This window comes from Duganella aceris (assembly GCF_011090165.1).
Lineage (GTDB): Bacteria > Pseudomonadota > Gammaproteobacteria > Burkholderiales > Burkholderiaceae_D > Rugamonas > Rugamonas aceris.
In genome coordinates this window covers 347,377-366,921 of record NZ_JAADJT010000002.1, presented here as the reverse complement: position 1 = coordinate 366,921, position 19,545 = coordinate 347,377, and the positions used below count along the sequence as shown (strand labels likewise).

The following is a 19,545-nucleotide window of genomic DNA, read 5'->3' as shown; positions in this document are numbered from 1 at the left end:
AGGATCGCCAGATTATGCGGCAATCCGCCGCCGTCTTTTGCTCAACTGCTTGCGCGTTTACTTGGCTTTCGGCGCGGCGGCGGCTGTGGCCACGCGCACCAGGTCACCATTGGCGATGCCGTCCGGCGGGCTTTCGATCACACGATCGGCGCGATCCAGGCCGCTGTCCAGCTCAATCACATTGCCGAAGTCACGCGCGACGGTGACCTTTTTGAGCACCACGCGATTGTCCGTGCCCACCGTGGCGACTTGCACGCCGTTTTTGCCGAACATCAGCGCGCCCGGCGGCAGCGACATGCGGCTGGCGTCGGCCGCCGTCTCGAAGCTGACCGTGGCGAAGCCGCCCGGCAGCAGCTCGCCGGCCGCGTTGTCGGCCACCAGCTGCACCAGCATCGTGCCCGAACCGGCCACGATCGACTGCGCCTGCGATTGCACGGTCGCGGTGTAAGTCTTGCCCGGACGCTCAGGCACATTGAGCTTGACGGTGCTGCCCGGACGCACCAGCGCCACCTGGCGCTGCGGCACGTTGACATACACGCGCAGCTTGCGCACATCCGAAATCACGAACAACTCGCTGCCCGCCGCGCCGCCGACGTTGATCAAGGCGCCGATGTCGGTATTGCGGGCGGTGACGATGCCGTCGAACGGCGCGGTCAGGCGCGTATAGCGTTGCAGCGCCTGCACGCGGTCGACGTTGGCCTGCAAGGCGCTGACGATGGACTGCTTGGCCGCCAGGTCGCCGGCCTTCTCATCGGCCTCCTGCTTGGAGACCGCGTTGGACTCCAGCAGCGCTTTCCAGCGCGTCGCGGTGCTGGAGGACAGACCGAGGTTGCTGCGCGCGGTCACCAGTTCGGCCTTGGCCTGCAACAGCTGCTGGTCCAGGTCCGGCGTTTCGATTTCGGCCAGCAGCTGGCCGGCCTTGACCGGCGCGCCGATGTCGAGCTTCCAGCTTTTCAGGTAACCGCTGACGCGCGCATAGATCGGCGCCCGCGCCCACGGCTCGATGCGGGCCGGCAGCTCCAGCGGCGCCGCGTTGATATTGGCGGCGGCCAGCAGCGACACGGTCGGCACGCTGTGGTCGGCCGCGCCTTCCTTGAGTTGTTCCGCTTGCAGCTGGCGGCTGGCCAGGCCGGCCACCACGAGGGCGGCGGCGATGACGGTCAGGCCGATGCCAAACAGCTTCTGGCGCGAACGGGAGGTGGTGGTTTTCATTTGGATGCTCCAGTATTTGGTTTGCGGCCATGCGCGATGCTGAACACGACGGGCACGAATATCAGGGTGGCGATGGTCGCGAAAATCAGGCCGCCGATCACGGCGCGGCCGAGCGGCGCGTTCTGTTCGCCGCCTTCGCCCATGCCCAGCGCCATCGGCAGCATACCGATGATCATCGCCAGCGCCGTCATCAGCACGGGACGGAAGCGCACGAAGCCCGCTTCCAGCGCGGCGGCGGTGGCGTCGCCCAGTTCTTCCAGGCGCTCGCGCGCGAAGCTGATCACCAGCACGCTGTTGGCGGTGGCCACGCCCATGCACATGATAGCCCCTGTCAGCGCCGGCACCGATAATGTGGTCTGGGTGGCGAACAGCATCCAGACGATGCCCGCCAGCGCGGCCGGCAGCGCCGAGACGATCACCGCCGGATCGGTCCACGATTGGAAGTTGACCACGATGAGCAGGTAGATCAGCACCACCGCGCCCAATAGGCCAAACAGCAGGCCGGAGAAGGCGCGGTCCATAGTCCGGGCCTGACCCAGCAGCTGCACGGTGGCGCCTTTCGGCACCTCGGCCTTGGTTTCTTCGATGGCGCGGCGGATGTCTGCGGCGACCGCGCCGAGGTCGCGGTCCTGCGTGGCGGCGTGGATCTGCACCATGGGCTGCACGTCGTACTGGCTGACCAGGGCGCTGGCGGTGCCGCGCTGGAAGCTCGCCAGGCCGCCCAGCGTGGCGGCGTTGGCGTTGGCGCCGTTACCGACCGGCAGATTGCCCAGGCTCGCCAGCGAGTCCATTTGATACTGCGGCGTTTGCATCACGATCGGGTAGCTGACGCCGTTGACCGGGTTGAGCCAATAGGTCGGCGCCACCTGGCTGCTGCCGGCCAGGTTGACCACCATGCTGTTGGTGACGTCGCGCGTGGTCAGGCCGACCAGTTGCGCCTGGGTGCGGTCCAGCTCCACGTTGAAGATCGGCGCCTTGTTCGATTGCTGGATGCGCGCGTCGGCCACGCCCGGAATCGCGCGCACGCGCTTCAGCAGCTTCTGCGCGTAGACGTAGTTGGCGTCGATGTTGCCGCCCCGGACCTGGACGTCGATCGGCGCCGGCGCGCCGAAGTTCAGGATCTGGCCGACGATGTCGGCGGGCGGGAAGGAGAAGGTGGTGTCCGGGAATTCGCGCGGCAGCACTTCGCGCAGCTTGCGCACGTAGTCCGCCGTCGGCTTGTGGTCCTCGGCCAGCGCGATCTGGAAGTCGCCGTCCTGCGATCCCATCATGCCGGTGTTGTTGTAGGTGAGGTTGATCGAGCTGGATGGCATGCCGATGTTGTCCACCATGGTGGTGATTTCCTCGGAAGGGATCACGCGGCGGATCGATTTCTCGATCTGCGCGAAGCGCGCCGCCGTTTCCTCGACGCGGGTGCCGATCGGCACCCGCACGTGCATCAGCACTTGGCCGGAATCGACCGCCGGGAAGAAGTTACTGCCGATAAACGGCACCAGCAGGAAGGACAGGCCCACCACCGCGATGAAGCCGATGACGAAGATCTTGCGGTGCGCGACCGCGCTTTTCAACACCTCGTGGTAGCCGCCGCGCAGCTTCTCGAAGCGTGCTTCGAAGCCACGCTGGAAGCGCGACAGCGGATTGCTGCCGGCCGCGGAATGGTGGTCGCCGGTGTGCGGCTCGTGCGCGCGCAGCAGGTAGTTTGCCATGGTCGGCACCAGGGTGCGCGACAGGATGAAGGAGCAGATCATGGCGAAGATCACCGCTTCGGCCATCGGCACGAACAGGAAGCGCGATACGCCGTCGAGGAAGAACATCGGGATGAACACGATGCAGATGCACAGCAGCGAGACGAAGGCCGGCGTGACGATCTGCTGCGCGCCGTCGAGGATCGAGGTTTCGACGTCCTTGCCTTGCTCCAGATGCCAGTTGATGTTCTCGATGGTGACGGTGGCGTCATCGACCAGGATGCCGACCGCCAGCGCCAGGCCGCCCAGCGTCATCAGGTTCAGCGTTTCGCCGAAGGCGGCCAGCGCGATGATGGAGCCGAGGATGGACAGCGGAATCGACACCGCGATGATGACGGTGGAGCGCCAGCTGCCGAGGAACAGCAGGATCATCACGCTGGTCAGGGCCGCCGCGATGGCGCCCTCCATGGCGACGCCCTTGATCGCGGCGCGCACGAACACCGACTGGTCGTTGATCGGCACCACGCGCAGCGCGTCGGGGAAGCCGGGCGTCAGCGTTTCCAGCTTGGCGCGCACGCCGTCGACGATGGCCAGCGTGGAGGCGGCGCCGTTCTTCAGCACCGACATCAGCACCGAGCGGCCGCCGTCGACGTGGACGATATTGGTCTGCGGCGAATTGCCGTCGTGGACATCGGCCACGTCGCTCATGTAGATGGTGCTGCCGTTGACCACTTTGATCGGCATCCGCCCCAGATCGGCGATGGCGGACGGCGCGCTGTTCAGCTGAATCGTGTATTCCAGGCTGCCGATCTTCTGCGAGCCGACCGGCACCAGGATGTTCTGCGACGCCAGCGCGGCGGCGATGTCCTGCGCCGACAGGCCGCGCGCTTGCAGCGCGTCCGGCTTGACGTCGATCTGCACCTGGCGCTGCTTGCCGCCGTACGGCAGCGGGATCGCGGCGCCGGGCACCGTCACCAACGGCGTGCGCACGGTGTTCATGCCAAGGTCGAACAGCTGCTGCTCGGACAAGCCCTTGCCGGACAAGGCCAGCTGCAGGATAGGCACGGTGGCGGCGTTGTAGTTCAGGACCAGCGGCGGCGTGGTCCCGGCCGGCATCTGGCGCAGCGCCGATTGCGAGATCGCGGTCACCTGGGCGTTCGCCACGGCGATGTTGACGCCGGGCTGGAAGAAAATCTTCACCACGCTGATGCCGGGATAGGTGTTGGCCTCGATATGTTCGATGTCGTTGACGGTGGTGGTCAGCGTGCGCTGGAACAGCGTCGAGATGCGGCCGGCCATCTGGTCCGGCGGCAGGCCGGTGTACTGCCACGCCACGGCGATCACCGGCATGCGGATTTCGGGGAAGATGTCGGTCGGGGTGCGCATCGCGGTGAGCGGACCTACGATCAACAACAGGAGCGCCATCACGACGAAGGTATAGGGACGTCTTAAGGCGACGCGGACGGCATCGATCAGCACAAATGGACTCCGGGAGTTAGGCGCGGTGGCCTCGGTGAATCATGAATAAGCTCGTGTAACAGCTCGTCGACAAAGTATATTAATGAACTAAGTCACTCTTGACCAGCATTGAAATGTACGTCTTCAGTTACAATCTGCTGCGCCCATTCAGTATACATATAATTCATGCAAGCACGCCGCCTCACCCTGATCGCCTTAGCCTCGCTCGCCGCAGCCGCCATCGTCGGCTGCAAAACCAATCCCCCAATCGAGACGCCGGTGGCGCAGGTGCCGGTGGTGCCGGAGCCGCTGCCGCCGAAAAAGATCAAAATCGGGCTGGCGCTGGGTGGCGGCGCGGCGCGCGGTTTCGCCCACATCGGCGTGATCAAGGCGCTGGAGGCGCAGGGCATCTATCCCGACATCGTGGTCGGCACCAGCGCGGGCAGCGTGGTCGGCGCCATGTACGCGGCCGGGAACACCGGCTTCCAGCTGCAGAAGATGGCCATGGACATGGACGAAGCCGCGATCTCCGACTGGGCCTTGCCGCTGTTCGGCAAGAGCACGGGCGTGCTGAAAGGCGAGGCGCTGCAGGGCTACGTCAACAAATCGGTCAACAACCTGCCGATGGAGAAGCTGAAGATCCCGTTCGGCGCGGTGGCGGCGGACCTGAAGAGCGGCCAGCCGATCCTGTTCCAGCGCGGGAACACCGGCATGGCGGTGCGCGCCTCGTCGGCGGTGCCGGGCGTGTTCCAGCCGGTGACGATCAGCGGCCACACCTACGTCGACGGCGGCCTGGTGGCGCCGGTGCCGGTGCGCTTCGCGCGCGACATGGGGGCCGACTTCGTCATCGCGGTCAATATCTCGACCCAGGCCGATGTGCAGGCCACCGTCAGTTCGCTCGACGTGATCATGCAGACCTTCAGCATCATGGGACAGCGCATCAACCAGTACGAGCTGCGCGACGCCGACGTGGTGATCGCGCCGAGCCTGGGCAAGATGGCGGGCAACGACTTCGCCGGCCGCAACCAGGCGATCCTGGCGGGCGAGCAGGCGGCTGCCCAGCAGATGGCGCAGATCAAGCAGAAACTCGAAGCCAAGCGCAAGCCGTAAACATTACTTTTTAAAGGCAGCCTCTATGCAAACCAAACCATACCTGTCGCTTGCCGACGTGAAGAAAATCGCCGCCGCCGCCGAAGCGGAGGCAGTCGCCAACAAGTGGCCGGTGGTGATCGCCATCGTCGACGACGGTGGCCATCTGCTGTGGTTGCAGCGCCAGGACGGCGCCTCGCCGCTGTCGTCGCACATCGCGCCGGCCAAGGCGCGCGTCTCGGCCATCGGCCGCCGCGAGACCAAGGTATATGAAGAGATGATCAACAACGGCCGCACCGCCTTCGTGACCGCACCGTCGCCGATGGCGGACGGCATGCTGGAAGGCGGCGTGCCGATCATCGTCGACGGCCACACCATCGGCGCGGTCGGCGTCTCGGGCGTCAAGTCGGCCGAGGACGCGCAAGTCGCCAAAGCCGGCATCGCGGCGCTGGGTTAAATCCCGCACCGGCCATGAGCGATCACGACGAGGGCCGGATAGATAGTTTGCTCGGCGCGGTTTACGAGGCGGTCATGGCGCCGGAGGGGTTTTCGCAGTTTCTCGCGTCATTGATCGCCGCCTTCGATCTGAAGGCGGCCATGATGCTGATCTGTCATACCGGCACCAATGAGATCAAGGGCTTGTGGCTGAATAACCTGCCGCAGAAGTGGCTGGAGCTGTACGCGCTGGAGTATGGGGCCGAGGATGTGCTGGCGCAGCACATGCAGGTATCGCCGATCGCCCGGTTTTATGCGTCCAATCTGGACCTGGATCCGTCGATCCGCGACAGCCGTTTTTACCGCGATTGGGTGGAGCCGCAGGGTGTGGCTTTCGCCAGTGGCGCGATCATTCTTCGCGAAGGCAGTTGGGTGACCCAGGTGATGTTGCAGCGTACGCCGCAGCAGCCCGCGTTCACCCGCGCCGACATGGCGCTGCTGAACCGCCTGACGCCGCACTTGCAGCGGGCGATCCAGATGCGGCAGCGTCTGGCCGATGTTCAGTTCAGCCAACAGTTGTCGGCCGCCAGTCTGGATGTGCTGGCGATGCCGACCATGGTCGTCAACGAATTCGGCGTGGTGGCCCATGCCAACCGCAGCGCGCAGGGACTGTTGAGCGGGCGCAGGGAGCTGTGGCTGGAGAGCGGTCATCTGCATAACCGCAGTCAGGCGGTCACCCATCAGATCAATCTGGAGATCACCAAGGCGATCCAGGCCAGTCGCGGCAGCGCCGGCGAGGCGCCCGGCGTGGTCCTGATACCGCGTTCGGGTCGCAAGGATCTGCTGCTGCTCGTGTCGCCATTGCCGCTGACCGAAACCGCAAGGATGCGCGGCGGCGCGCTGGTGGTGGCCTTTGATTGCGAACAGCAGCCGCAGACCCGGCCGGCATTGTTGCAGCAATTGTTTGGACTCAGCGAGGCCGAGGCGGCGCTGGCGATCAGCCTGTGCGGCGGCCGGACGCTGGAAGAGGTCAGCATAGAGCGAGGCACGTCGCTGCATACGGTGCGCAGCCAGCTGAAAAACATCTTCAACAAGACCGGCACCGGCCGGCAGGCCGACCTGGTGTCGCTACTGCTGACCAGCCCGGCCTACTTTCTGGCGCACGGCCAAGCCATCAATTAACGATCGCGCGGGCGCAGGTGCTTGCAAACCGCCTGTCCCCGCTCGTAGTAACCCTTGAAGCTCCTGCCGTCGCGGCACGGCGTGATGCCCTGGTAGCCTTCAAGCGATATCTTGTGGAAGTTCCAGCCATCGCCGAGATCCCTGCAATCCTCATGGGCGCTGTTTTGTTGCGCCCGTAGCGCCCAGGCCAGCGCGCCTTCTCGGGTCGCCTCGCAAGAGTTCCAGTAGCCCGCCGCCGGGATCGTTTTGTAGATGTAGCGGTCGTCGTCCTGCGCGCCGGCGTTGGCCAGAAAGCTGAATGACAGCACTCCGATCGACAGGGCGATGGTCGTGCGGAGACGGTAAGAGCAGAAGTTGTTTTTCATCAGGGATCCCAGGGTGGAGGGCGGAAGCGTGTTCGCCGGTTAATATTTTTATATTGCAAGGAAATATTAAGCATGCGGAAAGCGCTCGCCATCGCCCAAATGAGTGATGCCTGCAATTTCTGCTCTGGTGAACGAAGGTCTCACCGGGTGGAGATATCGCTGTGATTTCTCCGGGTGTTCATTGCCAAGCAGGCCGAATCTGGCTATAATTCAAAGGTTTAGCCAATCTCACCTCTACCGTAGCCGACTACCACTCACTCCATATTCAATCTGACCTTCCACCCGGCCTGCGACGGCGGGGATACAACGACGGTCGTCTGACGTGGCGCAGCTACGGTAACTTTATCAGGAGTTGCCCTTGCCGCCATTTTTTTCTGGCCCCGCCGTTCCAGCCATACTGGCCCTCGCTGACGGAACCATTTTCAAAGGTTTTTCGATCGGCGCAGCCGGCCATACAACCGGCGAAGTGGTTTTCAACACTTCCATGACCGGCTATCAGGAAATCCTCACCGATCCTTCCTATAGCCGCCAGATCGTCACTCTGACGTATCCACACATCGGCAATACCGGCGTCAATCCGGAAGATGTCGAATCCAGCAAAGTCCACGCCGCCGGTCTAATCATCCGTGACCTGCCGCTGATGGCGTCGAATTTCCGCTCCACCCAATCGCTGTCCGATTACCTGAAGGCCGAAGGCATCGTCGCCATCGCCGGCATCGACACGCGCAAGCTGACCCGCATCCTGCGCGAGAAGGGCGCCCAGTCCGGCGCCATCCTGGTGGGCACGCAGGGCAACGAGCCGTCGGCGTCGCAAGCGCTGGACCTGGCCCGCTCCTTCCCCGGCATCGCCGGCATGGACCTGGCCAAAGTCGTCAGCGTCAAATCGACCTACGAGTACACCGAAACCGAATGGACGCTGGGCGAAGGCTACGGCAAACTGACCGACGCTAAATTCCACGTGGTCGCCTACGACTTCGGCGTCAAGCGCAACATCCTGCGCATGCTGACCGCGCGCGGCTGCAAGGTCACCGTGGTGCCGGCGCAGACCAGCGCCGCCGAGGTGCTGGCGCTGAATCCGGACGGCGTGTTCCTGTCGAACGGCCCTGGCGATCCAGAACCGTGCGACTACGCGATCGCCGCCGCCAAGGTCTTCATGGAGAAGAAGCTGCCGCTGTTCGGCATCTGCCTCGGCCACCAGATCATGGGCCTGGCCTCGGGCGCGAAAACCCTGAAGATGAAGTTCGGCCACCACGGCGCCAACCACCCGGTGCAGGACCTGGACAGCAAGCAGGTGATGATCACCTCGCAGAACCACGGCTTCGCGGTCGATCCAGACACGCTGCCGGCCAACTGCCGCGTTACCCACAAATCGCTGTTCGACGGTTCGCTGCAGGGCTTCACCCGCACCGACACGCCGGCGTTCTGCTTCCAGGGCCACCCTGAAGCATCGCCTGGCCCGACTGACGTCGCTTACCTGTTTGACCGCTTCATCGGCATGATGGAAGCAACGGAGAAAAAATAAATGCCTAAACGTACAGACATAAAAAGTATTCTGATTATTGGCGCTGGCCCGATCATCATCGGCCAGGCTTGCGAGTTCGATTATTCCGGCGCGCAGGCCTGCAAGGCGCTGCGCGAAGAGGGTTACAAAGTCATCCTGGTCAACAGCAATCCGGCGACCATCATGACCGACCCTGAAATGGCCGACGTCACCTACATCGAGCCGATCACCTGGCAAGTCGTCGAGAAGATCATCGCCAAGGAAAAGCCGGACGCGATCCTGCCGACCATGGGCGGCCAGACCGCGCTGAACTGCGCGCTCGACCTGCATCGCCACGGCATCCTCGACAAGTACAAGGTCGAGCTGATCGGCGCCACGCCGGAAGCCATCGACAAGGCCGAGGACCGCTCCAAGTTCAAGGACGCGATGACCAAGATCGGCCTGGGTTCGGCCAAGTCGGGCGTCGCCCACACCATGGAAGAATCGTGGGGCGTGCAGCGCACGCTGGGCTTCCCGGTCATCATCCGTCCGTCGTTCACGATGGGCGGCACCGGCGGCGGCATCGCCTACAACGAAGAAGAATTCGAGACCATCTGCAAGCGCGGCCTGGAAGCTTCGCCGACCTCCGAACTGCTGATCGAAGAATCGCTGATCGGCTGGAAAGAGTACGAGATGGAAGTGGTGCGCGACAAGGCGGACAACTGCATCATCATCTGCTCGATCGAAAACCTGGATCCGATGGGCGTGCACACCGGCGACTCGATCACCGTGGCGCCGGCGCAAACGCTGACCGACAAGGAATACCAGATCATGCGCAACGCCTCGCTGGCGGTGCTGCGTGAAATCGGCGTCGACACCGGCGGCTCCAACGTGCAGTTCTCGATCAATCCGGAAGATGGCCGCATGATCGTCATCGAAATGAATCCGCGCGTCTCGCGTTCGTCGGCATTGGCGTCGAAAGCCACCGGCTTCCCGATCGCCAAGGTGGCGGCCAAGCTGGCCGTCGGTTTCACGCTGGACGAGCTGCGCAACGAGATCACCGGCGGCGCGACCCCGGCTTCGTTCGAACCGTCGATCGACTACGTCGTCACCAAGATCCCGCGCTTCACGTTCGAGAAATTCCCGACCGCCGATCACCACCTAACCACGCAAATGAAATCGGTCGGTGAAGTGATGGCGATCGGCCGCACCTTCCAGGAATCGTTCCAGAAAGCCTTGCGCGGCCTGGAAGTCGGCGTCGACGGCCTGAACGAAAAAACCAAGGACCGCGAGAAGATCGAAGAGGAACTGGGCGAGCCTGGTCCGGAACGCATCTGGTACGTGGGCGACGCCTTCGCACAAGGTTTCACGCTGGACGAAGTGCACGCGCTGACCCACATCGATCCATGGTTCCTGATCCAGATTAAAGAGATCGTCGACCTGGAACTGTGGATGGACACGCAGAAGCTGGAACAGCTGGACAAAAACGTGCTGTACAAGCTGAAGCAAAAAGGCTTCTCGGACCGCCGCCTGGCCTTCCTGCTGCAGACCGACGCCAAGGCCGTGCGCGCGCGCCGCCATGAGCTCAACATCCGTCCGGTCTACAAGCGCGTCGACACCTGCGCCGCCGAATTCGCGACCAACACCGCGTACATGTACTCGACCTACGATGAAGAGTGCGAGTCCAATCCGACCGACAAGAAAAAGATCATGGTGCTGGGCGGAGGCCCGAACCGTATCGGCCAGGGTATCGAATTCGATTACTGCTGCGTGCACGCGGCGCTGGCGATGCGCGAAGACGGCTACGAGACCATCATGGTCAACTGCAATCCGGAGACCGTGTCGACCGACTACGATACCTCGGATCGCCTGTACTTCGAATCGCTGACCTTGGAAGACGTGCTGGAAATCGTCGAACTGGAAAAACCGGTCGGCGTGATCGTGCAGTACGGCGGCCAGACCCCGTTGAAACTGGCGCTGGACCTGGAAGCCAACGGCGTGCCGATCGTCGGCACCTCGCCGGACATGATCGACGCCGCCGAAGACCGCGAGCGTTTCCAGCAGCTGCTGCACAAGCTGGAACTGCGCCAGCCGCCTAACCGCACCGCGCGCACCGAAGCCGACGCTCTGGCGCTGGCGCAGGAAATCGGCTACCCGCTGGTGGTGCGTCCTTCCTACGTGCTGGGCGGTCGCGCGATGGAAATCGTCCACGAGCAGCGCGACCTGGAACGCTACATGCGCGAAGCGGTCAAGGTATCGCACGATTCGCCGGTGCTGCTGGACCGCTTCCTGAACGACGCCATCGAGTGCGACGTCGATTGCATCAGCGACGGCGAAACCACCTTCATCGGCGGCGTGATGGAACACATCGAACAAGCCGGCGTGCACTCGGGCGATTCGGCCTGCTCGCTGCCGCCTTACTCGCTGTCGCAGGAGACCATCGATGAACTGAAGCGCCAGACCGCGCTGATGGCCAAGGGCCTGAACGTGGTCGGCCTGATGAACGTGCAGTTCGCGATCCAGAAGCAGGATGGCAAGGACGTCGTCTACGTGCTGGAAGTGAACCCGCGCGCCTCGCGCACGGTGCCGTTCGTGTCGAAGGCGACCGGCCTGCAGCTGGCCAAGATCGCCGCCCGTTGCATGGTCGGCCAGACGCTGGCGCAGCAGGGCATCACCACCGAAGTGGTGCCGCCTTACTTCAGCGTCAAGGAAGCCGTGTTCCCGTTCGTGAAATTCCCGGGCGTCGACACCATCCTCGGACCCGAGATGAAATCGACCGGTGAAGTCATGGGTGTCGGCAAGACCTTCGGCGAAGCGTTCGTCAAGTCGCAGCTGGGCGCCGGCATCAAGCTGCCGAAGTCGGGCAAGGTGTTCCTGTCGGTGAAGGCGTCGGACAAGCCGCGCGCGGTGCAGGTGGCGCGTGACCTGGTGTCGATCGGCTTCACGCTGGTGGCGACCAAGGGCACCGCCGCCGTGATCTCGGCGGCCGGCATTCCGGTCACCCCGGTCAACAAGGTGGCCGAAGGGCGTCCGCACGTGGTCGACATGATCAAGAACCACGAGATTGTCCTGGTCATCAACACGGTCGAGGAAAAGCGCAGCGCCATCACCGACTCGCGCGCGATCCGTACCTCGTCGCTGGCCTCGCGCGTGACCACGTACACCACCATCGCCGGCGCCGAAGCGGCGGTCGAAGGCATCCGTCACCTCGACGAATTGCAAGTGTACGATTTACAAGGGCTGCATAAAACCTTACACTAAGGCCTAAGGTAGTTCCTGAACCACAGAGCTCGCGCTGCAGGTTGGCGTGGCCTCTGTGGTTTTCCATTGTAAAACCAGAGTATATAAACAACATGACTTCAGTTCCACTTACCAAGTTCGGCGCCGAACTCTTGAAAGAAGAGTTGCACCAGTTGAAGACCAAAGAACGCCGTATCGTGATCGACGCGATTGCCGAAGCGCGCTCGCATGGCGACCTGTCGGAAAACGCCGAGTACGATGCCGCCAAGGAACGCCAGGCGTTCGTCGAAGGCCGCATCGCGGAACTGGAAGGTAAACTGAGCGCGGCGCAGATCATCGATCCGACCACGCTGGACGCCGACGGCCGCGTGGTGTTCGCGTCGACCGTGGATCTGGAAGACCTGGACTCGGGTTCTAAAGTAACTTACCAGATCGTCGGCCTGGACGAAGCCGACTTGAAACTGAGCAAAGTATCGGTGACCTCGCCGATCGCCCGCGCGCTGATCGGCAAGTCGGCCGGCGACGTGGTGGAAGTGCAGGCGCCGTCCGGCCCGCGCGAATACGAAATCCTGGAAGTGCGTTATATCTGATGTTATTAGCTCGCACCCGTTTGCTGGTCGCGACCTTGTGGGCCGGCAGTTTGTGGGCGGTCGGCTACCTGGCCGCGCCGACGCTGTTCGCCACGTTGAGCGACCGCGTGCTGGCCGGCACCATCGCCGCCAGCCTGTTCAAGAATCAAGCCTGGCTGTCGATCGCCTGCGCGCTGGTGATGCTGGTGTTGTTGTGGGTGAGCCGGGGCGCCGAGACGGGCGGCATCTTTGCCGGTTCGGCCGCGAATTCAGCCGCCAAGTCGCGCCGCATGTTGATGGCGGTGGTGGCGGTGATGCTGGTGTGTACGCTGATCTCGCACTTCGGCCTGCAGCCGATGATGGCCGCATTGCGTGCCGCGGCGGGGCCGGGCGGGGTGATGGAAGGCGCCGCCAAAAATGAATTCGGCATGCTGCACGGCATTTCCAGCAGCCTGTATCTGGTACAAAGCCTGCTGGCCGCGTGGCTGGTGGTGAAGCAGTAACCCAACCGATGGGGTCGGACCCGAAGGGTCCGACCCCTGTCACTGGTGTGCGGGGTGCGACGGTGCCGCGAGAGCCGGTTTATTTAGAACCGAGCGCCCCTTTCTTGGTCGACTTCTGCTGTGGCTTGGCGCGTTTGATGTTGCCGCCTTGCGTCACGCGTTCATTTCCCTTGAGCAGTACCTTGGTCACCGACGGACGTTTGGTGCCGCTTGGGCTAGGCTTGACGATGGTCACTTCGCGCAGGCCCTTGCCGGAGGTCGAGCGGGCTTTTTCCGTTTCAACCTTCGGACGGTACAGCACCAGCAGCTTGCCGATGTGTTGCACCGGCGACGCGTCCAGCTGCTCGCAGATGGTGTCGTACATGGCGGCGCGGGCTTCGCGGTCGTCGCCGAAGACGCGGACCTTGATCAAGCCGTGCGAATCGAGGCCCAAGGCGATTTCCTTGAGGACGTTGGCGGTCAGGCCCGCTTCGCCGATCATGACGATAGGCTTGAGGCCATGAGCTTCGGCGCGCAGGGCGCTGCGCTCAACGGGTGTAAGTTTTAGCATAATATATTTTTAGTAGTTCCCTTAAAGGCAGTATTCTACGCGAATGAAGAAGAAGAAATTAAACAAAAACTGGTTGCACGACCACATTAACGACCCTTACGTGAAATTAGCGCAAAAAGAGGGCTACCGCGCCCGCGCCGCTTTCAAGCTCAAGGAGATCGATGAGGACGAGAAGCTGATCCTGCCGGGTCAGGTCATCGTCGACCTCGGCTGCACGCCGGGCAGCTGGGGCCAGTACGTGCGCCGCAAGCTGGCCGGCGCCGAGGGTGGCGGCATCAACGGCACCCTGATCGGCCTCGACATGCTGCCGATGGAGCCGATCGCCGACTTCCATTTCATCCAGGGCGATTTCCGCGAGGCGGACGTGTTGCGGCAGCTGGAGGACCACGTCAAGGGCAAGAAAGTTGACGTTGTGCTATCGGATATGGCGCCCAACCTGTCCGGTATCGCCTTGTCCGACGCGGCGCGCATGGAGCATCTGATCGATCTGGCCATTGAATTCTCCCAAGCCCATCTGAAACCCAACGGCGCGCTGCTGGTCAAATGTTTTAAAGACATGGGTTTTAACGATATCGTTTTGAAATTCCGCCGCGAATTCAAAACCGTGGTGCAGAAAAAGCCCAAGGCCAGCCGCGACAAGTCGTCCGAAATCTTCCTGCTGGGGCGGGGACTGAAAAACCCGACCGACGGTATGTTATCGGCGCAGCCCTTCGATTCCGACGAAATCCACCCTTGATATTTGCGGTACGGGCCGCACATCCAAGCAGGTGAAACCACTTTTATCTTGATTGAAGGACTATTTTGGTCAAATATGGTGTTTTTCTGCTGGGTTTACAGCCTCGCGCACGAGTGGGCTTTGGCACCGCCCGCTTATTACGAGTAAAATCGGGTTTCTAGCTACAGGTTAAGTGATGCGCCCCGCATCCAAGGAGTTTTCGTGAATAACATGTTTTCAAAATCAGCCATCTGGGTAGTCGTGGTACTGCTGCTGCTCATGCTGTACAAGCAGTTCGACAGCCATGGCGTAGCAGGCGGCGCCAAGACCATCGCTTATTCCGATTTGCTGGATGAGGTGAAAGCCAAGCGCATCAAGGACGTCGTGATCGAGGGCGCCAGCATCACCGCGACCCGCAGCGACGACACCAAGGTCCGCACCACCGCCACCGTGCTCGATCGCGGCCTGGTCGGCGACCTGCGCGACAACGGCGTGCATTTCGACGTGCGTCCGCCAGAGGAGCCATCGTTCCTGCAACAAGTCTTCGTTTCCTGGTTCCCGATGCTGTTGCTGATCGGCGTGTGGATTTTCTTCATGCGTCAGATGCAGGGCGGCGGCAAGGGCGGCGCATTCTCCTTCGGCAAGTCGAAGGCGCGCATGATGGACGAAAGCAATAACACCGTCACCTTCGCCGACGTCGCCGGTTGCGACGAAGCGAAGGAAGAAGTCAACGAAATCGTCGACTTCCTGAAAGACCCGAGCAAATTCCAGAAACTGGGCGGCCGCATTCCACGCGGCGTGCTGATGGTCGGTCCTCCGGGCACCGGTAAAACCCTGCTGGCGCGCGCCATCGCCGGCGAAGCCAAGGTGCCGTTCTTCTCGATCTCCGGTTCGGACTTCGTTGAAATGTTCGTTGGCGTCGGCGCTTCCCGCGTCCGCGACATGTTTGAAAACGCCAAGAAACACTCGCCGTGCATCATCTTCATCGACGAGATCGACGCCGTCGGTCGCCATCGCGGCGCCGGCATGGGCGGCGGTAACGACGAGCGCGAACAGACGCTGAATCAACTGCTGGTGGAGATGGACGGTTTCGAAGCCTCGTCCGGCGTCATCGTCGTGGCCGCCACCAACCGCGCCGACGTGCTGGATAAAGCGCTGCTGCGTCCGGGCCGTTTCGACCGTCAAGTGTCGGTCGGCCTTCCGGACATCCGCGGCCGCGAGCAGATCCTGAACGTGCACATGCGCAAAGTGCCGATCGGCACCGACGTCAAGGCCGACATCCTGGCACGCGGCACCCCTGGTTTCTCGGGCGCCGACCTGGCCAACCTGGTCAACGAAGCCGCCTTGTTCGCCGCGCGCCGCAGCAAGCGCCTGGTCGACATGATCGACTTCGAAGATGCCAAGGACAAGATCTTCATGGGTCCGGAACGCAAGTCGATGGTCATCCGCGAGGAAGAGCGTCGCAACACCGCGTATCACGAGTCCGGCCACGCCGTGGTCGCCAAGCTGTTGCCGAAGGCCGATCCGGTCCACAAAGTGACCATCATGCCGCGCGGGTGGGCACTGGGCCTGACCTGGCAGCTGCCGGAGCACGATAATATTTCGGGCTACAAGGACAAGATGCTGGAAGAAATTTCCATCCTGTTCGGCGGCCGCATCGCCGAAGAGATTTTCGTCGGCCAGATGTCGACCGGCGCCTCGAACGACTTCTCGCGCGCCACCAAGGTGGCCCGTTCGATGGTCACCCGCTTCGGCATGTCCGACGCGATGGGCGTGATGGTCTACGAAGACAGCCAGAACGACGGCTTCTTCGGTGGCGCCTCGAAGACGATTTCCGAAGCGACCCAGCAAATGGTCGACGCCGAGATCCGCAACATTCTCGACACCCAGTACAAACTGGCGCGTCACCTGCTGGAATCCAACCGCGACAAGGTCGAAGTGATGACCAAGGCGCTGATGGAATGGGAAACCATCGATGCCGACCAGATCAACGACATCATGGCCGGTCTGGAACCGCGTCCGCCGAAAGCCGGCGTGACGATCCGCAAGCATCCGCCGAGCGACGGCGGTACCGGCGTGTCGCCCAGCGTGACCGCGCCAGCCTAAGTTTCCGGCATTTAGCAAAATGAAAGGGTGGGGAGAAATCCTCGCCCTTTTTTACTTTCAGAGCCTCATGCGATCCACATTACAGTTCGGCCGTTTCAACTATCCCTGGCGCGGCGATCACGTCCGCGCCCGCGTCATGGGCATCCTCAACGTCACGCCGGATTCGTTTTCCGACGGCGGCAATTATCAATCGCTGGAATTCGCGCTGTCGCACGCCGAGCAGATGATCCAGGACGGGGTCGACATCATCGACGTCGGCGGCGAATCCAGCCGTCCCGGCGCGCCGCCGCTGCCGCTGGAGCACGAATTGCAGCGCGTCATGCCGGTGCTGTACGCGCTGCGCGACCTGGGGCCGGCGATCTCGGTCGACACCTACAAACCGGAACTGATGCGCGAAGCCATCATCGCCGGCGTCGACATGATCAACGATATAAACGGTTTCCGCGCCCCGGGCGCCATCGAGGCGGTGCGCGACAGCGATTGCGGCCTGTGCATCATGCACATGCAGAGCGACCCGCAGCATATGCAACTGGCGCCGGCCTACGGCGACGTGGTGGCCGAGGTGATCGCCTTCTTGCGCGAGCGCATCGCCACGCTGATCGACGCCGGTATTGATCCGCGTCGCCTTTGCATCGATCCCGGCTTTGGTTTTGGCAAGACTGTGGAGCATAATTACGCATTGCTCAAGGCCACAAGCCGCCTGATCGCCGAGCTGGACATGCCGCTGCTGGCGGGACTGTCGCGCAAGTCGATGATCGGCGCGGTGGTCGACAAGCCGGTCGAACGGCGCATGGCCGGCAGCGTCGGCGGGGCGCTGGCGGCAGTGGCGCAAGGCGCCGTCATCGTCCGCGTGCACGACGTGGCCGAGACGGTGGACGCGCTCAAGGTATGGCAAGCAGCACAATAAAAAATCGATAGACGAGAATAAAGAGCACACAATGGCACGTAAATATTTTGGCACCGATGGTATCCGCGGCCTGGTCGGCGAAGCGCCGATCACGCCTGACTTCGTCATGCGGCTCGGCTACGCGGCCGGCAAGGTGCTGGCCACCACGCGCAGCGGCGGCGCCCGTCCGACCGTGTTGATCGGCAAGGACACCCGCATCTCCGGCTACATGCTGGAGGCGGCGCTGGAAGCGGGCTTCTCGGCCGCCGGCGTCGACGTCATGCTGGCCGGCCCGATGCCGACCCCGGCCATCGCCTACCTGACGCGCGCGCTGCGGCTGTCGGCCGGCGTGGTGATCTCGGCGTCGCACAACCCGTTCCAGGACAACGGCATCAAGTTCTTCTCGGACCAGGGCACCAAGCTGCCGGACTCGGTCGAGTCCGACATCGAAGCCGCGCTGGACTTGCCGATGGACTGCGTGCCGTCGGAAAAACTGGGCCGCGCCAAGCGCCTGGACGACGCCCAGGGCCGCTACATCGAATTCTGCAAGAGCACCTTCCCGAACGAGCTGGACCTGCGCGGCCTGAAGGTCGTGGTCGATTGCGCGCACGGCGCCGCCTACAATATCGCGCCGCACGTGTTCCATGAGCTGGGCGCGGAAGTGATCGCGATCGGCAACAAGCCGGACGGCTTCAACATCAACCTCGGCCACGGCGCCACCGCGCCGGACGCGATGGCCGCCGCCGTGCGCGCGCACGGCGCCGACCTCGGTGTCGCGCTCGACGGCGACGCCGACCGGCTGATCATGTGCGACGCCAACGGCCGCCTGTACAACGGCGACGAGCTGCTGTACCTGATGGTGATGGACCGCATGGCCACCGGGCCGGTCGCCGGCGCGGTCGGTACCTTGATGACCAATATGGCGGTCGAGGTCGCGTTCAAGGAAAAGGGCATCGGCTTCGCCCGCGCCAAGGTCGGCGACCGCTACGTGCTGGAAGTGATGCAGGAAAAGGGCTGGATCCTGGGCGGCGAAGGCTCGGGCCATTTGCTGTGTCTGGACAAGCACACCACCGGCGACGGCATCATTTCGGCGTTGCAGGTGCTGTCGGCGCTGAAGCGTTCCGGCCGCTCGCTGGAGCAGTGCGCCGGCGAGCTGGTGATCTTCCCGCAGACGCTGGTCAACGTGCGCGTCGCGCCGGGTTTCGACTGGACCCGCAACGCCGCCATGGTGGCGGAAAAAGAAAAGGTCGAGCGCGAGCTGGGCGATAGCGGCAGGGTGCTGATCCGCGCCTCCGGTACGGAACCTTTGATCCGCGTGATGGTCGAAGCGCGTAGTGCCGCCGACGCCGAATCGATGGCGCACCGCATCGCCGACAAGGTGGAGAAACTGGCCGCGTGAAATTTCACGAGTGAAATAAGCCGGGTGCGTCATTGACGCGGCGGGTGGCAGGAGTTAGAATGTCGTCTTCGGAGTGTAGCGCAGCCCGGTAGCGCACCTGGTTTGGGACCAGGGGGTCCAAGGTTCGAATCCTTGTACTCCGACCAAGAACTTCAAAAGCGGGCTGTCTCAGGACAGCCCGTTTTTCATTTCCGCGACGAATTCTCGTCACGCACATCTCTGCCCATAGCTCAGTTGGATAGAGCATCAGCCTTCTAAGCCGTTGTTAGGTGACAGGGGGATGCGGCTTTCCCAGCAAAATCAACGACTTACGATAGCTGTTGATGCCTCTCAATACCTCGAAATCCGCCACAAATCTGCCACAAATCGTAGTTGACGCCACAAGCACGCCGCAAAAAAGCATTAAAAGGTTTAGGAAATAGGCAGCTAGCTACCCGAACTGACTGATCTTTTGGAGAGACTTGTGAAGGAAGTACTGCGAAGGGAGGTGGTCCGCCGTACTGGAATCGAACCAGTGACACCTAGCTTAGAAGGCTAGTGCTCTATCCAACTGAGCTAACGGCGGTCAAAAACGGAGCTGAAAATTATACCAAAGAAAGTGCTTATGCGGCATCAATGTTGGCGGAGATAAATCCTATAGTTTCGATGTAATCTTACTATAGCTTGGCAAA

15 protein-coding genes and 2 tRNA genes are annotated in these 19,545 nt (G+C 62.6%); 12 read left to right on the top strand and 5 right to left on the bottom strand.

Annotated features, from left to right (window positions below):
* Nucleotides 1–57: 57 nt before the first annotated feature.
* Together GW587_RS06140 and GW587_RS06135 are read right to left on the bottom strand one after the other, a co-directional pair.
* Nucleotides 58–1,212, bottom strand: a complete 1,155-nt coding sequence (locus GW587_RS06140) for an efflux RND transporter periplasmic adaptor subunit (protein ID WP_166099938.1) — start codon at nt 1,210–1,212, stop codon at nt 58–60.
* Nucleotides 1,209–4,373, bottom strand: coding sequence for an efflux RND transporter permease subunit (locus GW587_RS06135; RefSeq protein WP_166100459.1), 3,165 nt, complete (start codon nt 4,371–4,373; stop codon nt 1,209–1,211). The genes GW587_RS06140 and GW587_RS06135 overlap by 4 nt, the downstream gene beginning before the upstream one ends.
* Nucleotides 4,374–4,541: 168 nt before the next feature.
* Between GW587_RS06135 and GW587_RS06130 the strand changes: the two genes are divergently transcribed.
* The 3 genes from GW587_RS06130 to GW587_RS06120 are packed head-to-tail and all read left to right on the top strand — an operon-like array spanning nt 4,542 to nt 7,061.
* Entirely contained in the window at nt 4,542–5,465 is a 924-nt protein-coding gene (locus tag GW587_RS06130; protein WP_166099935.1) for a patatin-like phospholipase family protein, read from the top strand.
* A 25-nt stretch (nt 5,466–5,490) separates the two neighbouring features.
* Nucleotides 5,491–5,901: a GlcG/HbpS family heme-binding protein gene (locus GW587_RS06125; RefSeq protein ID WP_166099931.1), complete on the top strand. Its 411-nt coding sequence runs from the start codon at nt 5,491–5,493 to the stop codon at nt 5,899–5,901.
* Nucleotides 5,902–5,915: 14 nt separating this feature from the next.
* Entirely contained in the window at nt 5,916–7,061 is a 1,146-nt protein-coding gene (locus tag GW587_RS06120; RefSeq protein ID WP_166099928.1) for a helix-turn-helix transcriptional regulator, read from the top strand.
* Here the strand turns inward: GW587_RS06120 and GW587_RS06115 are convergent.
* Nucleotides 7,058–7,426: a hypothetical protein gene (locus tag GW587_RS06115; RefSeq protein ID WP_166099926.1), complete on the bottom strand. Its 369-nt coding sequence runs from the start codon at nt 7,424–7,426 to the stop codon at nt 7,058–7,060. The genes GW587_RS06120 and GW587_RS06115 overlap by 4 nt on opposite strands.
* 358 nt (nt 7,427–7,784) lie before the next feature.
* Between GW587_RS06115 and carA the strand changes: the two genes are divergently transcribed.
* The 4 genes from carA (at nt 7,785) to GW587_RS06095 (ending at nt 13,218) form a co-directional block, all read left to right on the top strand.
* On the top strand, nt 7,785–8,948 hold the full coding sequence (gene carA, locus GW587_RS06110; RefSeq protein WP_166099924.1) for a glutamine-hydrolyzing carbamoyl-phosphate synthase small subunit: 1,164 nt from the start codon (nt 7,785–7,787) through the stop codon (nt 8,946–8,948).
* Nucleotides 8,949–12,167: a carbamoyl-phosphate synthase large subunit gene (carB, locus tag GW587_RS06105; RefSeq protein ID WP_166099922.1), complete on the top strand. Its 3,219-nt coding sequence runs from the start codon at nt 8,949–8,951 to the stop codon at nt 12,165–12,167.
* A 92-nt stretch (nt 12,168–12,259) separates the two neighbouring features.
* Nucleotides 12,260–12,736: a transcription elongation factor GreA gene (gene greA / locus GW587_RS06100; protein ID WP_166099919.1), complete on the top strand. Its 477-nt coding sequence runs from the start codon at nt 12,260–12,262 to the stop codon at nt 12,734–12,736.
* Nucleotides 12,736–13,218, top strand: coding sequence for a DUF4149 domain-containing protein (locus GW587_RS06095; protein WP_166099916.1), 483 nt, complete (start codon nt 12,736–12,738; stop codon nt 13,216–13,218). The genes greA and GW587_RS06095 overlap by 1 nt, the downstream gene beginning before the upstream one ends.
* Before the next feature lie 79 nt (nt 13,219–13,297).
* Here GW587_RS06095 and GW587_RS06090 read toward each other — a convergent pair whose 3' ends face one another.
* Complete coding sequence (locus tag GW587_RS06090; protein ID WP_166099913.1) at nt 13,298–13,768, bottom strand: YhbY family RNA-binding protein; 471 nt, start codon at nt 13,766–13,768, stop codon at nt 13,298–13,300.
* Nucleotides 13,769–13,811: 43 nt separating this feature from the next.
* Between GW587_RS06090 and GW587_RS06085 the strand changes: the two genes are divergently transcribed.
* The 5 genes from GW587_RS06085 to GW587_RS06065 all read left to right on the top strand — a co-directional run bounded on the left by GW587_RS06085 (nt 13,812) and on the right by GW587_RS06065 (nt 19,020).
* Nucleotides 13,812–14,504: an RlmE family RNA methyltransferase gene (locus tag GW587_RS06085; protein WP_166099911.1), complete on the top strand. Its 693-nt coding sequence runs from the start codon at nt 13,812–13,814 to the stop codon at nt 14,502–14,504.
* A 201-nt stretch (nt 14,505–14,705) separates the two neighbouring features.
* Complete coding sequence (gene ftsH, locus GW587_RS06080) at nt 14,706–16,589, top strand: ATP-dependent zinc metalloprotease FtsH (RefSeq protein ID WP_166099908.1); 1,884 nt, start codon at nt 14,706–14,708, stop codon at nt 16,587–16,589.
* A gap of 67 nt (nt 16,590–16,656) precedes the next feature.
* Nucleotides 16,657–17,496 (top strand): dihydropteroate synthase, encoded by an 840-nt coding sequence (gene folP, locus GW587_RS06075; protein ID WP_166099906.1) that lies wholly within the window; start codon nt 16,657–16,659, stop codon nt 17,494–17,496.
* Between the two features lie 31 nt (nt 17,497–17,527).
* The gene (gene glmM / locus GW587_RS06070) at nt 17,528–18,874 is read left to right on the top strand and encodes a phosphoglucosamine mutase (RefSeq protein ID WP_166099904.1); all 1,347 of its coding nucleotides are present in this window, start codon (nt 17,528–17,530) and stop codon (nt 18,872–18,874) included.
* Between the two features lie 69 nt (nt 18,875–18,943).
* Nucleotides 18,944–19,020 (top strand) — tRNA-Pro (locus tag GW587_RS06065).
* A gap of 342 nt (nt 19,021–19,362) precedes the next feature.
* Here GW587_RS06065 and GW587_RS06060 read toward each other — a convergent pair.
* A tRNA-Arg gene (locus GW587_RS06060) sits at nt 19,363–19,439 on the bottom strand.
* Nucleotides 19,440–19,545: the final 106 nt, after the last annotated feature.

Bases quoted from the DNA above. Each gene is read 5' to 3' on its own strand.
- carB (WP_166099922.1), top strand. From the start codon at position 8,949: ATGCCTAAACGTACAGACATAAAAAGTATTCTGATTATTGGCGCTGGC.
- GW587_RS06115 (WP_166099926.1), bottom strand. From the start codon at position 7,426: ATGAAAAACAACTTCTGCTCTTACCGTCTCCGCACGACCATCGCCCTG.
- folP (WP_166099906.1), top strand. From the start codon at position 16,657: ATGCGATCCACATTACAGTTCGGCCGTTTCAACTATCCCTGGCGCGGC.
- GW587_RS06125 (WP_166099931.1), top strand. From the start codon at position 5,491: ATGCAAACCAAACCATACCTGTCGCTTGCCGACGTGAAGAAAATCGCC.
- GW587_RS06090 (WP_166099913.1), bottom strand. From the start codon at position 13,768: ATGCTAAAACTTACACCCGTTGAGCGCAGCGCCCTGCGCGCCGAAGCT.
- glmM (WP_166099904.1), top strand. From the start codon at position 17,528: ATGGCACGTAAATATTTTGGCACCGATGGTATCCGCGGCCTGGTCGGC.
- GW587_RS06085 (WP_166099911.1), top strand. From the start codon at position 13,812: ATGAAGAAGAAGAAATTAAACAAAAACTGGTTGCACGACCACATTAAC.
- GW587_RS06120 (WP_166099928.1), top strand. From the start codon at position 5,916: ATGAGCGATCACGACGAGGGCCGGATAGATAGTTTGCTCGGCGCGGTT.
- greA (WP_166099919.1), top strand. From the start codon at position 12,260: ATGACTTCAGTTCCACTTACCAAGTTCGGCGCCGAACTCTTGAAAGAA.
- GW587_RS06140 (WP_166099938.1), bottom strand. From the start codon at position 1,212: ATGAAAACCACCACCTCCCGTTCGCGCCAGAAGCTGTTTGGCATCGGC.
- GW587_RS06095 (WP_166099916.1), top strand. From the start codon at position 12,736: ATGTTATTAGCTCGCACCCGTTTGCTGGTCGCGACCTTGTGGGCCGGC.
- GW587_RS06130 (WP_166099935.1), top strand. From the start codon at position 4,542: ATGCAAGCACGCCGCCTCACCCTGATCGCCTTAGCCTCGCTCGCCGCA.